The following is a 16214-nucleotide window of genomic DNA, read 5'->3' on the forward strand; positions in this document are numbered from 1 at the left end:
TCACCGCGACGCAGATGATGGAATCGATGATTTCCAGCCCGGTGCCGACCCGCGCCGAAGTGTCCGACTGTGCCAATGCGGTGCTCGACGGCACCGACGCGGTGATGCTGTCGGCCGAATCGGCGGCTGGCAAGTATCCGGTCGAGGCGGTCGAGGCGCTGGTGCGCACCTGCATCGAGGCCGAACGCTCGGGCGAATGCCGGGTCGACAGCGAAGTCCGGGGAGGAACGGCGCAGTTCGACCGCGTCGACCAGACCGTGGCAATGGCCGCGCTGTACGCCAGCCGCCACCTGCCGCTGAAGGCCATCGTGGCACTGACGCATTCGGGCACCTCGGCACTGTGGCTGTCGCGCTACAACAGCCACGTGCCGATCTACGCATGCACGCTCGAACTGGCGACCTATCGCAAACTGGCGTTGTACCGCCACGTACAGCCGATGCTGCTCCCGGCCGAAGTCGGCCAGGACCGCGAGGCCCAGCTCAGCCACGCACAGCTCGCCCTTCTCAAGGGCAATCTGATCGCGCCCCGCGACCGGGTAGCGCTGACTTTCGGCTCGCAGCGCGGCGGCATCAACGGCGCCGATAGCCTGCGGATCATCGAGATCAGCGGCAAGTAGGTTTTTACAACCTCGGACAGCCTATAGCTGACCGAGGTTGTATTTATATCCCGGTGAGACCTAGGTTGATTGTGGGTGTTCGTTACATACACCAGCCGGCTGGCATATTAAGCTAGCTTCATTCTTACAATCTACCTTCTCTCTCCGGTGCCTATGCCCTATCTTGCCCGTCGAGTCTGCACGTATTTTCTTTTTGTCCTGATCCTGGGTAGCTGGACGATACAACTGGCCCGGGCAGCGACGCCTCAGCCCAGCGTCGCCTTTTTCTATGGCGAGTCGCCGCCGATCGATGCGTTGTCGACATTCGACTGGGTCGTGGTCGAGCCCGGCAATCTGGCCACCGCCCCCACAACCGGTACCACCCGCTGGTTCGCCTACATGAGCCTCGGGGAAATCACCGCAGATCAACCCTACGCGAAGTCATTGCCGCCATCGTGGGTACTCGGCAAGAACGACGCCTGGGGCGGGGTGATCGTCGACCAGAGCCAGCCCGACTGGCCGGCCTTCGTCGTCGACAAGATGGTGACGCCGCTTTACCAGCTGGGCTACCGGGGGCTGTTCCTCGACACGCTGGATTCATGGCAGATCGTCGCCAAGACGCCACAGGGCCAGCAGGCGCAAATCGACGGTCTGGCCCGGGCGATCCGGGCGATCAGGATCCGCTATCCGGACCTGCAACTGATCGCCAACCGTGGCTTCGAGGTGATGCCCAGCATTCACGCCGATCTGGCCGCGGTGGCATTCGAATCGCTGTACCGGGGCTGGGACCAGTCCCGCAAGCGCTACGTCGAGGCCAGCGAATCCGACCGGGCCTGGCTGAAGCAGCAGCTCGCCCCCATCGTCAACGACTACAAACTGCCGGTCATCGCCATCGACTACGTCGCGCCGGCCAAGCGGGCACTGGCCCGCCGCACCGCCGAACAGATCCTCGCGGACGGTTTCATTCCTTGGGTTGCCGATCCCTACCTGAAAACGATCGGCGTCGGCCTGCGCGAAGTGCAGCCCCGCAAGGTGCTGTTCCTGTACGACGGCCAACGGTTTTCGACGCCGATGCGCTCGGACCTGCTGGCCCTGCTGACCCCGCTCAACTATCTCGGGCTGACGCCCGAATTTGTCGACGTCCGCGGTCCAATGCCGGGTGGCGTACTGATCGGACGGTATGCCGGGATCGTCAGCTGGCTCGACGGCGTCACCTTGCCGGCCCCTGCCCAGGCATGGCTGCGACACGCGATCGACGACGGTTTGCCCTGGGTCACCTTTGCCGGACTCGGTGTCGAGACGCGCGGCGATTGGGCACAACGACTCGGCCTGATCGATGACGGCAAGCCTGAAACCCCGGCACGCAAGATCGTGACCCAGTCCCCGCTCTACGACTTCGAAATCGCCCCCCGCCCCCAACGGGACGGGTTCCGCGGCCTGACCGCGAAACAGGGAGAGCCGCTGCTGAGCCTGAGCGATGCCAACGGCCGCCGGTTCGACGCTGCCGCCATCATGCCTTGGGGCGGCTATGTGCTCGACCCCTACTTCCGCAGTGAAATGCCCGATCAGAGCAATCGCTGGCAGCTCGATCCGATCGCGTTTTTCCAGCGCGCCTTGCGCTTGCCACCGGGGCCGATCGCCGACGTCACCACCGAAAACGGTCGCCGCGTCTTCCTGATGCATCTGGACGGCGACGGCTTCGTTTCCCGCGCGGAAATGCCGAACCGCCCCTACGCGGGCGAAGTGATGATGAACGAGGTACTGAAAAAGTACGGCCTGCCCGCCACCGTATCGGTCATCGAGGGCGAAGTGGCGCCGACCGGCCTGTACCCGAAGGACTCGCCCGCGGTAGAAGCCATCGCCCGGCAGATTTTCGCGCTGCCGAACGTCGAAATCGCCAGCCACTCGTTCTCGCACCCGTTCCAGTGGGGCAGGGTCAACACCAACAATGCCGAGGATTACCACCTTGAGATTCCCGGCTACACGCTCGACCTGAATCGCGAAATCGCCGGTTCGATCGACTACATCAATCACCGCCTCGCGCCACCGGGCAAGCAGACCAAGGTCTTCCTGTGGACCGGCGATTGCAAGCCGATGCCCGACGCCGTGGGCCTGACCCGCAAGGCCGGCGTCCTCAACATGAACGGCGGCGACACCGTCATCACCAAGCGTCTGCCCTCGATCACCGCCGTGGCCCCGGTGGGCCTGCCCTTCGGGGGAGAGCTGCAGATCTTTGCGCCGAACCAGAACGAGAACGTCTACACCAACGACTGGACCGGGCCCTTCTACGGCTACCGCCGCGTCATCGAAACCTTCGAAATGACCGACGGCGAGCGTCGCCTCAAGCCGATCAACATCTACCTGCATTTTTACGCGGCCTCCAAACGCGCATCGCTGGACGCCGTACAGCAGGCCGTGAGCTGGGCCCTGAAGCAGCCGATTACCCCGATGTTCGCATCGCAGTACATCGAACGCGCAAATGCCTTTTTCTCCGCGACCATCGCCCGCGACGACAAGGGCTTTGCCATCCACGCCGGGGCACTGCGCACGGTGCGGATTCCCGCCGAACTGGGCTATCCGGACATTGCGGCCAGCCGCAACATCGCCGGCTTCAGCGAGCACGGCAAGGAACGTTACGTGCATCTCGCCGATGACAGTGCCTATCTCGCGCTGCAGGCGACCGCGCCGACGCAGCCCTACCTCGCCGATGCCAGCGGCCTGCTGAAGAAATGGCAGTCCGCACCGGGCAAGCTCAGTTTTGCCCTCGATTCGACCCGCCCGCTGACCTTCGCGATGGCGAACACCGCGCGCTGCAGCGTGCGGGCCGATAATGTCGTCCTGACCCCGCGCAACGAAGCCGCCTTGCAACGCTATACCCTGAGTCGCCATGCCGCCCAGATCGACGTCAGCTGCGGTTGAACCGCCGTCGCGTGCGCGGCTGATCGCACCGTGGGCCGTCATCGCCTTGATCGCGACGACGGCCGGCGGACTGTATCTGCTGCACACCAATGATTCGGCGCTGGGCCAGTTGGCCGAAAAACACGGGAACGACGCCGTCTCCATCGACTATCTGCGGGCATTGCTGCAGACGCACCCGGAGAACGACCAGGTCCGCCGCGCCCTGATCGACGGCTACATGCAGCAGCAGCGCTATGGTGACGCCGAAGCCCTGCTGGCCGTCTGGGAGCGCGGCTCGGACGCAGGTAAACAGCGCGAATGCCAGCGAAAACGCCTGCTGATCGCCGAGGCGCGAACCGTCTCGCTGCCGCCGGGCCCCACGCGTGATGCCAATCTGGCGCAGCTGCGCAGCCTGCTGGCCAAACTGGCGGCCAACCCGGCCACCGATGAAACCGACTGGCTGATCGGCAAGCTCGGCAATTACGCTCCCGACCAGCTGCCTGCGCTTTACCAGACCCTTGCAGCCCGGGACCAGGGCCGTGCGCCACTCTGGCACGACAAGGCAGGGGCCCTCGCCTTTGCCCACAGCCGCTATCGGGACGCCGCCACGAACTACTTCGCGGCACAGGCTGCCAGCCACTCGCCGGACAACCGCAAACGCTACTTCCTTGCCGGCGTCGCGGCCCTGCAATCGGGCAATCTGCTCGACGAAGCGCTGAGTGCCGCCGACACCCACGGCAGCGAGCTGCTCGGTGACCGCGACGTGCTGCTCACGCTCACCCGGCTGGCCCGCGCCGCCGGCAACAATGCCGCCGCCGACAGATACGCCAGACGACTGGTGCGGATGGCCTGGCTGGATGCGCAAGCGGGCCGGCTGGCGCTGGCCGGCTACAACGCCCTTCCCGCCCCCGAATGGCGCAGCGCGAGCGTGAGGCGGATTGCCGCCACACCCAATGCCGCGTTCGATGCCGAATCGTTCCAGCTGGCCTTCGAGGTTTTCGTCGGCAACCGCAAGCTCGACGACGCACTTGCCGTCGCCACGGCAGCGCTGAAGGCCGTCCCGAACGACAACGGCTGGCTCAAGCGCTACGCGCAAGTCGCCGAGTGGGATGGTCACCCGCAGGACGCACTGGCCGCCTGGCAGAAACTGGCGCTGCGGGCCGATGACAACGACGCGTGGCAGGCCATTCTGCGCCTTGCCCCGGGGCTGCTCGACGATGAAGCCCTGCTGCTGGCCAAGGAACGCGAAGCGCGCCGGCGTACGCTGTCGACCACCGAACTCGACCAGCTGGTATCGCAGTACGAACGCATGGCCCGTCCGGAGGCCGGCATCCGTTTCCTCGAGGCACAGTTCCACGCGCGTCCCGACGCAGGAATGCTCGAGCGCGCAGCGCTGCTGCGACAACGCAGCGGCGACGATGCCGGCGCCATCGTCAATTACCAGACGCTGCTGGCGCGTTTCGGTCAGCGGGTCGGTTGGGCCAGAACGCTGGCCGCCTTACGCTACAGCCGTGGCGACCTCGACGGCGCGTACCGCGCGCTGGCCGATGCCCGCGACGTGGGCACCGATGCCGACGGCGATTACTGGCGCTTGCTCGGCGATCTGGCCTGGCAGCTGCAGCATGACGAAGTGGCCCGCCAGGCCTACCAGCACCTGCCCGGCTCGCCGAAATGGCAGGCGGTCGATGCCGGCCGCCTGATTGCGCTGCTGCCCGCAAGCGACCTCACCGGGCGCCGGGCGGTGGCGGACGCAGCGTGGCAACGCTTCGGCGATCCGGTCTACCTGAATCAGGTTCTGGCCATCGATCTGGAACGCGGCGATTACGCGGCCATCCGCCAGCGATTGTCGGCGCTCTCCGCCGCACAGCGCAGCCAGCTTGAAAAGGACGGCGACTTCCTGCTGCTCCGCGCCCGCTACCACCAGGAGACCAACCAGCTGGCGGCCGCGCATCGCGATTTCGAGGCCGTACTGGCGCTGAATCCCGAGCTTGGCGTGGCCCGCATCGGCCTCGTCTGGCTGCTGATCCAGCAATCGGACGCAAACGCGCTGGCGGGCCTGCTGCCGCGATTGGAAAAACCGGCGGAAAGCGACCCGGCACTGGCGCAGGCCGTTGCTGCCGGCTGGCAATCGCTGGGCCGCATCCAGAAAGCGCTGGTGTGGCAGCGCCAGCTTTTGGCGGAACGAAGCGGCGATTTCGCCTGGCTGATGAACTATGCCGATCTGGTCGAGCAGGCCGGCAGCCCGGATCAGGCGTGGCGGATTCGCCGCCATGCGTGGCAGCAGCGCCCGGCCAGCCCCGACGGCAATCTCGACGCGCTGCTGTCGCAGCTCCGTCTGACGCTGATGTTCGAACGCACCGATGCCGCCGAACGCAAGCTCTTTGCCGCGCTCGCGTCGCAGGCAGCAGGGAGCCGCGACGACGCGGCGGTCGACGAACTCGCCTACACCTGGCTCACCGGTCGCGACGACGATGCCCGGGCACGCTACTGGTACTGGCGCCGCTACGCCCGCAAGCTGACCGACCCGCACTACCTGACGCGGCAAAGCGCCATGCTGCGCGGTGACGAAGCCGCGATCGCGCAGGCGCTCGAACGCGACGGCATCGCCGTTCAGCCCGCCGACGCCACGCTGCTCGCGCACGTCGCCGGCCAGAAGCCGCTGGAAACATCGCTGGCACACGTCGCCGCCGACGGCGCGCCCGACAACGACGCGCTGCATCTGGCGCTCGAAACCGAGCTGATCATGGACCGGCCGAACCGCATCACCGTCCAGATCGACCGGCTGTTGCAGGACACGCTCAAGGGCACGCGCACCGTCGTCGGCGCACGCATCGCGCTGACGCCGACGTTGCGGCTGACGATGCAGCTGGCCGAAACGCCCTACACCTACTCGCCGACCGGCTACCGGCAGAACAACGGCCTGCTGGTGCTGACCCTGTCCGAGGTCGGCTCGGAAAACAATGCCGATGATGCGCGCTGGTCCGTTTCGCTGCTGCAACGGCGTGCGTGGGAAGACAACACCGGCGCTGCCGTACACTGGGCCGACCGCATCGGCGGCATCGACTGGCTGGTCGAAGCCGCACTGAACGAACCGACCGACGACACCGTCGGGCTGACCTTGCTCGGCCGCCAGAATCGCCTTTCGTTCGGCGCCGGCTACCGCTTGCGCAGCAACCTGTCGGCCCAGCTCCGCGCCAACCTTGCCCGCTACGCCTTGCAGGACGGTACGCTGCTCGGCGACAAGCAGGAGCTGCTGGCCAGCATCAGCTGGCGATTCGCCGGGCTGATTTCCGCCGAACTGATGTCGCAGACCATGTGGACCAGCGCCCGCGACGTGGTGCTGCAAACGCCGGACGGATTTGCACCGGGCGAAACGATCACGGCGAAAACGCTGCTGCCCGAGCATTTCCAGCGCACCACGCTCGGCCTCGGCTACGACATCGACACCGCGACATTGCCGCGACGCAGCTGGAATCCCTACGGGCTGATGACCGTCGGCTATCAGACCATCAGCGGCGTCGAATACGGCGGCCTGCTCGGCGTCGGCGGCAGCGTGTTCGGCGGCGACCGGATGACGCTGTACGTCCAGCGCAGCAACACCGACCGCGGCGACGCCAGTCTGGATCTGGGCATGTATTACCAATGGCTGTTCTGACCCCTGACGCAGCACGACGAATCCAAACAACGAAAAGGACCATCATGCAAAGACCCGTACCCTCGCTGATCGGCCGCCTGGCCGCTCTGTGCCTGCTGCTCGCGCTTTCGGCGTGCGCCGTCGTCGACGTTTCGAAGAGCGCGCCGCTGCCGGCCAAGGCGCAATGGGCGATGCTGCCCATCGTCAACCACACCGAAACGCCGCTGGCCGGCCTGCGTGCCGAGTCCATCCTGCAACCGCTGCTGCACCAGCGCGGCATTGCCGACCTGCGCCCCTACCCGAGCAGCCTGTCGAAGGAAACGATGCTGGCCCCGGACGAGCGTGCGACGCTTGATGCCGCCCGCAACTGGGCCAAGGAAGAGGGGCTGCGTTACGCCATCGGCGGCAGCGTCGACGAATGGCGCTACAAGGTCGGCGTCGACGGCGAGCCGGCAGTCGGCCTGAGCCTGACCGTCTGGGATCTGCAAACCGGCCAGGTCGTCTGGAGCGGCGTCGGCGGCAAGAGCGGCTTCTCGCGCGAAAGCCTCGCTGCAGTCGCGCAAAAGCTGATGCGCGACATCGTCAACGGTCTGCCGCTGTCGGAGAATACGGGTGCTGAAACTCGCTAACTGGCAAACCTACGTCACGCAGGCGCGCCTGCCCTGGTGGCACTGGGCCGAAGCGCTGGGCATGCCGGCGCTCGGGCTGGCCATCGGACTCTGGCTCTCGCCGGCCGATCCCTTCGGCGTCGAGGCGCCGTTTCCGTGGCTGTGGCTGATCCCGCTGCTGGTCGCGCTGCGCTACGGCATGCTGCCGGGGCTGAGTGCCGCGGCGGTGCTGCTGCTCGGCTGGATGCTGCTGGCCCACAACCAGCCGCTGCCGCCGGCATACTTCATCGGCGGGCTGATCATGACGATGATCGCCGGCGAATACAGCGGCATCTGGCGTACCCGCGTGCGCCGGGTCGAGGAGCTCAACCGCTACATCGACGAGCGGCTCGACCGGCTGGCCCGCCAGCACCATCTGCTGCGGCTGTCGCACGAACGGCTCGAACAGAACCTGATCAGCCGTCCGGTCACGCTGCGCGATGCACTGGCGCGACTGCGCGAACTGCTCGACGCGCATCGCGGCGAGGGCAACCTGCCAGTCGCACAGTCCTTCCTCGATTTCATGGCGCAGTTCTGCCAGCTCGAAGCCGCAGCGCTGTTCGAATGGCGCAACGGCGAACTCGTCCGCGACCCGGTCGCGCTGATCGGCAGCGACCACAACTACGACACCGACGACGCGCTCCTCGTATACGCCATCAGCCACCGCACGCTGTGCCACGTGCAGACCGATGCGCTGCAAACGACCGAAACCGGCCTGCTGGTGGCCGTGCCACTGCGCAACAGCATCGGCGCGCAGATCGGCGTGCTCGCGATCAAGCACATGCCGTTTTTCGCACTCAACGACGATACGCTGCAGATGATTTCGGTGCTGTCGGCGTATTACGCCGAGCAGGTGTCGGTGCGCGAACTCGCCGCGCCGCTGCTCGAAGCGCTGCCGGACTGCCCGGCCAGCTTCGCCTACGAGGTTTTCAACCTGCAGCGCGTCCGGCGCGAAAGCGGGCTGACCAGCTCCATCGTCGTACAGTTCTTCCGCCATGGCGCCCAGCAGCACGACATCTTCAACACCGTCCTGCGTGCACAACGCGGGCTCGACCAGACCTGGGTACTGCAGGACCGGCCGACGCGGGCACTGATCACGCTGATGCCGCTGTCGACGGCGCGCGTGATCGAAGGTTACGTCGCGCGGATCGAGACCCTGCTGCAGGAACGTTTCGGCAAATCGCCCCACCAGGCCGGGTTCAGCTACCACTGCGTCGAGCTGACCAAGGCCGATGCCTGGATCCAGCTGCAAGGCCTGCTGCGCGAAAACCGCGCGCTCGCGCCGCTTGAAGCGGACAAGGCCGAAGCGTGAAGGCGCTGGCCGGATTGCTGCTCTGGCTGGTGTTGCCGGCGCTGAACCTGACGCTGGTGATCGCCAGCACCCAGGGCATGAACCTGTCCGCACCGACGCTGCCGACGCACTTCGCGATCGGCATCGCCGAAATGGCGCTGGCCTGGTGGCTGATTCCCACATCGCAACGCCGGCCGCGACGGCTGACGCTGTCGCTGCTCGGTCTGGCCGCGCTCTTCCTGCCTGTGCTGGGCGTGCCGGTGTTCAGCCTTGCCGCCTGGCTCGGTACGCGCAGCCGGCGCACCCAGCCGCCACCGCCTTTCCGGGTGCTGCCGGCGCCGGTGTTCACCTCGCGCAACCGCAGCGCAATCAGCTACGGCATGGGCGGCGTGCGCATGCGCCTGACCGATCCGCACACCCGGCCCGAAGCAAGGCTGTCGGCGCTGCTGACGCTGAAGTCGATGCCGATCCGTCATGCCAGCGAGCTGCTGCGCGATCTGCTCGATGATCCCGAGGAGGATTTGCGCCTGCTGGCCTACGGCATGCTCGAACGCGAGGAGAAACGCCTCGACAGCCAGATCAACATCGCGCTCGAACGCTATCGCGACGGCGACCCCGTTGCCGCGCGGACGCTGGCCTTCCTGTACTGGGAGCTGATCTATCACGACCTCGCGCAAGGTGATGTGCGCCGGTTCGCCGCCGGCGAGGTCGAACGCTATCTGGACGAAGCTTTGAAAGCGGCGCCGCGCGAGCCGGACCTGTGGATGCTGCGCGGCAAGTTCGCCCTGCTGCACGAACAGCTGGACGAGGCCGGCAATGCCTTCGGCACCGCCAGCATCCTCGGCTATCCGCACGTGAAACTGATTCCCTATCTGGCCGAACTGGCCTACGTCCGTCGTGATTTCGGCGCGATGCGCGCACTCTTTCCCAGCCTCAATCCGCTACACGTCAACGACACGCTGCAGCCCGTCGTCCGCTTCTGGAGCCGCCAATGACCACCGATCATCCGACGCGGCCCGTCGACGTCTGCCTGTTACTCGAAGGCACCTTTCCCTACGTCAGCGGTGGCGTATCGAGCTGGGTCAACCAGATCATCCGCGGCTTTCCGGAACTCCAGTTCGGTATCGTCTTCCTCGGCAGCCGCCGCGAGGACTACGCCGGGATGAAGTACACCCTGCCCGACAACGTCGCCTGGCTGACCTGCCACTATCTGCACGACATCCAGCACAACGACAAGCCGCGCGCCCACCGTGGCGACGCAGCCGAATTCGAGATCATTGCCAAGGCACACGCCCACTTCCGCGCGCCCAACGGCCTCGACACCTCACCCGAGGCGGTCGAACGCATGCTGGAGCGGCTGTTCAACGGGCTGATGGGACGCAGCGACTTCCTTTACAGCGAGGCGGCCTGGCACTTCATCTGCAACCAGTACCGCCAGCATTCGACCGACCCGTCCTTCGTCGACTACTTCTGGACGATCCGGGCCATGCATGCGCCGGTCTGGCTGCTCGCCGAGATCGCGGCAAAGCTGCCGCCCGCCAGGCTTTTTCACAGCGTCTCGACCGGCTATGCCGGCTTTCTCGGCGCCCTGCTCAAACACCGGACCGGTGCGCGCCTGCTGCTGTCCGAGCACGGCATCTATACCAAGGAACGCAAGATCGACCTCTACCAGAGCGAGTGGATCCGCGACAACCGCAACGTCTTCGAACGCGAGGCCAGCCGCATCGGCTACTTCCGCGAGCTGTGGATCCGCTTCTTCGAGCAGCTCGGCCGCCAGTGCTATCGCGCCGCCGACGACATCGTGGCACTGTACGAAGCCAACCGGCTGCGGCAGGTGCGTGACGGCGCCGAGGCCGCGCGGACCCGCTCGATTCCCAACGGCATCGATCTGGCACGACTGGCGCCGCTGCGCGCGCAACGTGACGAATCGATTCCGCCGGTGCTGTGCCTGATCGGCCGGGTCGTGCCGATCAAGGACATCAAGACCTTCATCCGCGCGATGCGGACCGTCGTCAACCGCCGGCCCGATGCAGAAGCCTGGATCGCCGGCCCCGAGGACGAGTCGCCGGATTACGCGCAGGAATGCCGCGAGCTCGTCGTCAGCCTCGGTCTGGCCGACAAGGTCCGTTTCCTCGGCTTCCAGCGCATCGACGCGCTGCTGCCCAAGGTCGGCGTCGTCGTGCTGAGTTCGATTTCCGAGGCCCTGCCGCTGGTCCTGCTCGAGGGCTATGCCGCGGGCGTTCCGGCGGTCACCACCGATGTCGGCTCCTGCCGCCAGCTGGTCTACGGCCACGGCGCCGAGGACGAGGCGCTCGGCGCTTCGGGCCGTGTCGTCGGCGTCGCCGATCCGCAGGCACTGGCCGACGCGGCGGTCGAACTGCTCGAACCCGCACACTGGCATGCCGCGCAGGCCGCCGGGATCGCCCGGGTCGAGCGCTACTACACGCAGGCGCAGATGTTCGACAGTTACCGTGCGCTGTACGGCGCCGCCTTTGCCACGGAGACAGCCTGATGGCCGGTATCGGTTTCGAGCTGCGCAAGCTGCTCCGGCGCGACAGCTACCTCGGCCAGTTGCAGGCCTACGCCTACGCCGGCCTGATCAGCGCCGGACCGTGGATCCTGTCGATCATCGGCGTCCAGCTGATCGGCCTGCTGAGCCTGTCGGTCGTCGTCCCGAAGATCGCGATCGAGCAGTTCCAGGTCTCGGTCACCTGGCTGCTGGCAACCAGCCTGATCGTCACCGGACCGCTGCAGCTGGCGTTCACGCGCTACATCGCCGACCGGCTTTACCAGAAGCACGACCACCATGTGCTGCCTAACTTCATCGGCGCGCAGTTCGTCACGCTGGCCGTCGCCGGCACGCTGGCACTGGTGCTGTGCTTCACCGCCTTCGCCGGCGAATCGGTCGGCTACCGGATCCTGATGTTCAACGGCTTCGTGCTGCTGTGCCTGATCTGGATCGCCGCGGTCTTCCTGTCGGGGATGAAGCGTTACCTGTCGATCGTGCTGCTGTTCGCGCTCGGCTACGGCACGACCGTGGTCATCGCCTTGTGGCTGCGGCCATGGGGGCTGGAAGGCCTGCTGACGGGCTTTGTCGTCGGCCATGCGCTGCTGGCCGGCGGGCTGTGGTTCCTCGTCTGGCAGCACTACCCGTCCGAACGGCTGATCTCGCTGCAGTTCATGCGCAGCGGCCGGATGTATCCGGCGCTGATCCTCACCGGGCTGTTCTACAACCTCGGCATCTGGATCGACAAGTTCATTTTCTGGCTCGACCCGAGCACCAGCCAGGCCGTCATCGGCCCCTTGCGTGCATCACCGATCTACGACTTCCCGATCTTCATCGCCTACCTGTCGATCATCCCGGGCATGGCGGTCTTCCTCGTGCGGATCGAAACCGACTTCGTCGACTACTACAACCGTTTCTTCGACGCCGTGCGCGAAGGCGGCTCGCTCGAACAGCTGGAAACCTACCGCAACGAAATGGTGTTCTCGATCCGCCAGGGGCTCGCCGAAATCGCCAAGATCCAGGGGCTGGCCATGCTGGTCACCTACATGCTCGCCGGCGAAATCTTCGCCTGGCTCGGCCTGTCACCGCTTTACCTACCGCTGCTGTATGTCGACGTCTTCGCCGCCGGCCTGCAGGTCGCGCTGCTGGCGGTGCTGAACGTGTTTTTCTACCTCGACTCGCGCCGCATCGTCCTCGGCCTGACGGCGCTGTTCGTCGTCGCCAACGCTATCCTCAGCTGGATTTCGATCCAGCTCGGCTCCAGCTGGTACGGCTACGGCTTCGCGCTGTCGCTGCTCCTGTGCGTGACGGTCGGTCTGCTGCTGCTCAACCGCAAGCTCGACCGGCTCGAATACGAAACCTTCATGCTGCGGTAAACTCGACGCACACGCATTCCGCCGACCCGGCCACCAGGCCGGTGGCCGCAAGGATTTTCCGCATGACCCAAACCATCCTGTTCGTCGAAGACGACCTCGAACTCGCCGGGCTGATCGGCGGCTTCCTGCGCTCGTTCGAGTTCGACGTCGACCACGTCGCCGACGGCAACGATGTCATCGAGCGCGTCCGCACCGATCCACCGGCCCTGGTACTGCTCGACGTGATGCTGCCCGGCAAGGACGGTCTGACCATCTGCCGAGAATTGCGCGAGTTCTATACCGGCCCGGTGGTGATCCTGACTTCGCTCAACAGCGACATGAACCAGATCCTCGGCTTCGAGATCGGCGCATCGGACTACGTCGTCAAGACCACGCCACCGGCCGTGCTGCTGGCACGCATTCGCGCCCACCTGCGCAGCACGCCGGCCGTGCCGCTGACCGCCTCGCCGGCCGCTGCCGGAGAGCGCAGCACGCTGAACTTCGGCAAGCTCACCGTCGACCTACGCAACCGCACCGCCAACTACCAGGGCGAGCCGCTGGGGCTGTCGACCGGCGACTTCGACCTGCTGTGGGAACTTGCCAGCCACGCCGGCGAAATCCTCTCGCGCGATCACCTGCTGAAGAAGCTGCGCGGCATCGATTACGACGGACTCGACCGCAGCATCGACGTGGCGATCTCCCGGCTCCGGAAGAAGCTCGACGACGATCCGCACGAGCCGCGCAAGATCAAGACCATCCGCCACAAGGGTTATCTCTTCGCCACCGACATCTGGTGGCAGGAGTAGTGGCACGGACGGCTGCGCCGGCTTGCCACTGCGTCGGGCGCTCCTCGCAGCACCCCAAGGGCACTTCCTGCGGGGCGTCCTCATGGGCAGACAGCCCGGTCCGGCTGCTGCAGCGTGGCCTCCTTGTCGTGAACCGGCTCGCTCGTCCCGATACTTCATCGCGCGGCAAGCTGGCCCGGCCGATGCAGCAATGGCCGACCGCGCCTTGTGCAGCACGCCTCCCGTTTTAGGAACCCGATGCGCAAGCTCTTCCTGCGGTTCTACCTGACCGTCGTCATCTGCTTCCTTGGCGCAGCGCTGCTGGTCGGCTCGTTCTACAAGCACATGATCGAGCGCACCAACGAGCGCTATCTGACCGACATCTTCCAGTCGACGATCACCATCATCGAGGAAGAACTCGGCGACCTGCCGCAATCGCTGTGGCATGACGAAATCAGCCGGCTGCGCGGCACCCTGCCGGTGCCGGTACAGGTCGAAGCGCTCGATGCCTACGTGCTCAGCACGGACAACCGCGTCGCGCTCGCCTCCGGCGACATCATCCTCGTCGCCGACGCCGGCCTGTACCTGCACCGGATACCGAAGACCGACCTGATGGTCGTGCTCGGCCCGGTGTCCTACCTCGAGCAGCTCGACAACGTCTCGTGGCCGGACATCCTCGCGCTCGCGCTGATGTGTCTGGCGCTCGGCCTGCCGACCTGGCTGTGGCTGCGGCCGTTCTGGCGCGACCTGCTGGCGATGATCCGGCAGAGCCGCAAAGTCGGTACCGGCGACTTCAGCGTCCGCGTCTCGCTCGACGAAGCCTCGCCACTGGCGCCGCTCGGCGCAACATTCAACCGGATGGCGCACGACGTTGAAGAACTGTCGGCCAGCCGGCAGGCGATGATCGACGCGATCTCGCACGATCTGCGTACCCCGCTGGCCCGGCTGCGCTACCGGCTCGAAGCGCTGAAGGCCGGTGCCGCAACGCCCGACGTCGCCGCCGGCATGGAGCGCGACCTCGACAACATCGACGCGCTGATCGAGGAGTGGCTGACACTGCGCAGCCTCGAAGCCCGCAAGCTGACGATGGAACTGCAGCCGCTGGAAATCCTGCCGTGGCTGTCCCGCCAGCTCGACGAACTCAGTGTCGCCGGCAACGCCATTCCGCTGACCAACGCCACGCCGGTCAAGGCCCCCTGGCTCGCCGCCGACAGCTATTACCTGTCCCGTGCGCTCGGCAACCTCGTCAGCAACGCGCGCCGTTACGGCGGCGGCCGTGTCGAAGTGACACTGGCATGGGCCGATGGCGTGGCCCAGCTGATCGTCGACGACGACGGCCCCGGCATCCCCGAGGAAGCGCGGGCCCGGCTGGTCAAGGCGTTCGAACGGCTCGAAGGCAGCCGCAACCGCGACAGCGGCGGCTTCGGCCTCGGCCTCGCCATCGTGGCGATGATCATGCGCGGCCATGGCGGCGACGTGCGGATCGACGATTCGCCCCTCGGCGGCGCACGCCTCGTGCTCTCGTGGCCAACGACGCTGCGCGACGCCGGCAAGCTCTGACCGCCCGTACCACCACGTCGCGTACACGGCGTTACACGTCGCTACCAAGCGCGCATCGACCCTGTAAGCCAGTTTTTTGATAATCGCCTCCAACACAAGACGTGTTCTTCTTACTTGGAAACAGACAATCATGAAAAAACTGCTCGCCGTTCTCGTTGCTGGTGTGTTCGCTACCGCTGCTGCTGCCGGCATCGCTGCTGAAGCTTCGCCGGCTTCCAGCGTCAAGGCTGTGAAGGTTGAAAAGCACGCACACAAGAAGGGCGCGTCGGCTGCTTCGGCTGCACAAAAGGCTCAAGCCAAGAAGGCTGCCTCGACCGCTTCGGCTGCACAAAAGGCTCAAGCCAAGAAGGCTGCTTCGACCGCTTCGGCGGCACAAAAGGCTCAAGCCAAGAAGGCGGCTTCGACCGCTTCGGCTGCACAAAAGGCTCAAGCCAAGAAGGCTGCCTCGACCGCTTCGGCTGCACAAAAGGCCCAATCGAAGAAGGCTGCTTCGACCGCTTCGGCTGCACAAAAGGCTCAATCGAAGAAGGCTGCTTCGACCGCTTCGGCTGCACAAAAGGCTCAATCGAAGAAGGCTGCTTCGACCGCTTCGGCTGCACAAAAGGCTCAAGCCAAGAAGGCCGCTTCGGCTGCTTCGGCTGCACAAAAGGCTCAAGCCAAGAAGGCTGCTTCGACCGCTTCGGCTGCACAAAAGGCTCAAGCCAAGAAGGCTGCTTCGACCGCTTCGGCTGCACAAAAGGCTCAAGCCAAGAAGGCTGCTTCGACCGCTTCGGCTGCACAAAAGGCTCAATCGAAGAAGGCCGCTTCGGCTGCTTCGGCTGCACAAAAGGCTCAAGCCAAGAAGGCTGCTTCGACCGCTTCGGCTGCACAAAAGGCCCAAGCCAAGAAGGCCGCTTCGGCTGCTTCGGCTGCTGCTGCCAAGTAATCACTGGCTCGCTCAAG

At 65.8% G+C, this 16214-nt stretch carries 11 protein-coding genes; all 11 read left to right on the forward strand.

Features of this window, described 5'->3' with window-relative positions; translation table 11 throughout:
- On the forward strand, positions 1-617 hold a 617-nt coding region (locus JMJ54_RS17405), incomplete at its 5' end, for a pyruvate kinase (RefSeq protein ID WP_239000176.1).
- A gap of 153 nt (positions 618-770) precedes the next feature.
- Entirely contained in the window at positions 771-3515 is a 2745-nt protein-coding gene (locus tag JMJ54_RS17410; protein ID WP_203539833.1) for a bifunctional glycoside hydrolase/polysaccharide deacetylase family protein, read from the forward strand.
- Complete coding sequence (locus JMJ54_RS17415) at positions 3484-7149, forward strand: tetratricopeptide repeat protein (protein WP_203539834.1); 3666 nt, start codon at positions 3484-3486, stop codon at positions 7147-7149. Before JMJ54_RS17410 ends, JMJ54_RS17415 begins: the two co-directional genes overlap by 32 nt.
- 44 nt (positions 7150-7193) lie before the next feature.
- Positions 7194-7757 carry a DUF4136 domain-containing protein gene (locus JMJ54_RS17420; RefSeq protein ID WP_203539835.1) on the forward strand — a complete coding sequence of 188 codons (564 nt, stop codon included), beginning with the start codon at positions 7194-7196 and terminating at the stop codon, positions 7755-7757.
- Positions 7741-9087: a PelD GGDEF domain-containing protein gene (locus tag JMJ54_RS17425; protein ID WP_203539836.1), complete on the forward strand. Its 1347-nt coding sequence runs from the start codon at positions 7741-7743 to the stop codon at positions 9085-9087. Before JMJ54_RS17420 ends, JMJ54_RS17425 begins: the two co-directional genes overlap by 17 nt.
- The gene (locus tag JMJ54_RS17430; protein ID WP_203539837.1) at positions 9084-10061 is read left to right on the forward strand and encodes a tetratricopeptide repeat protein; all 978 of its coding nucleotides are present in this window, start codon (positions 9084-9086) and stop codon (positions 10059-10061) included. The genes JMJ54_RS17425 and JMJ54_RS17430 overlap by 4 nt, the downstream gene beginning before the upstream one ends.
- Positions 10058-11578: a GT4 family glycosyltransferase PelF gene (pelF, locus tag JMJ54_RS17435; RefSeq protein ID WP_203539838.1), complete on the forward strand. Its 1521-nt coding sequence runs from the start codon at positions 10058-10060 to the stop codon at positions 11576-11578. Before JMJ54_RS17430 ends, pelF begins: the two co-directional genes overlap by 4 nt.
- Positions 11578-12948, forward strand: a complete 1371-nt coding sequence (pelG, locus tag JMJ54_RS17440; protein ID WP_203539839.1) for an exopolysaccharide Pel transporter PelG — start codon at positions 11578-11580, stop codon at positions 12946-12948. The genes pelF and pelG overlap by 1 nt, the downstream gene beginning before the upstream one ends.
- A gap of 62 nt (positions 12949-13010) precedes the next feature.
- Complete coding sequence (rstA, locus tag JMJ54_RS17445; protein WP_203539840.1) at positions 13011-13733, forward strand: two-component system response regulator RstA; 723 nt, start codon at positions 13011-13013, stop codon at positions 13731-13733.
- A 237-nt stretch (positions 13734-13970) separates the two neighbouring features.
- Positions 13971-15272 carry an ATP-binding protein gene (locus JMJ54_RS17450; RefSeq protein WP_203539841.1) on the forward strand — a complete coding sequence of 434 codons (1302 nt, stop codon included), beginning with the start codon at positions 13971-13973 and terminating at the stop codon, positions 15270-15272.
- 130 nt (positions 15273-15402) lie between these two features.
- A complete protein-coding gene (locus tag JMJ54_RS17455) occupies positions 15403-16197 on the forward strand; it encodes a hypothetical protein (protein WP_203539842.1) in 795 nt (264 codons plus the stop codon).
- Positions 16198-16214: the final 17 nt, after the last annotated feature.

This window comes from Jeongeupia naejangsanensis (assembly GCF_016865585.1).
Classification (GTDB): domain Bacteria; phylum Pseudomonadota; class Gammaproteobacteria; order Burkholderiales; family Chitinibacteraceae; genus Jeongeupia; species Jeongeupia naejangsanensis.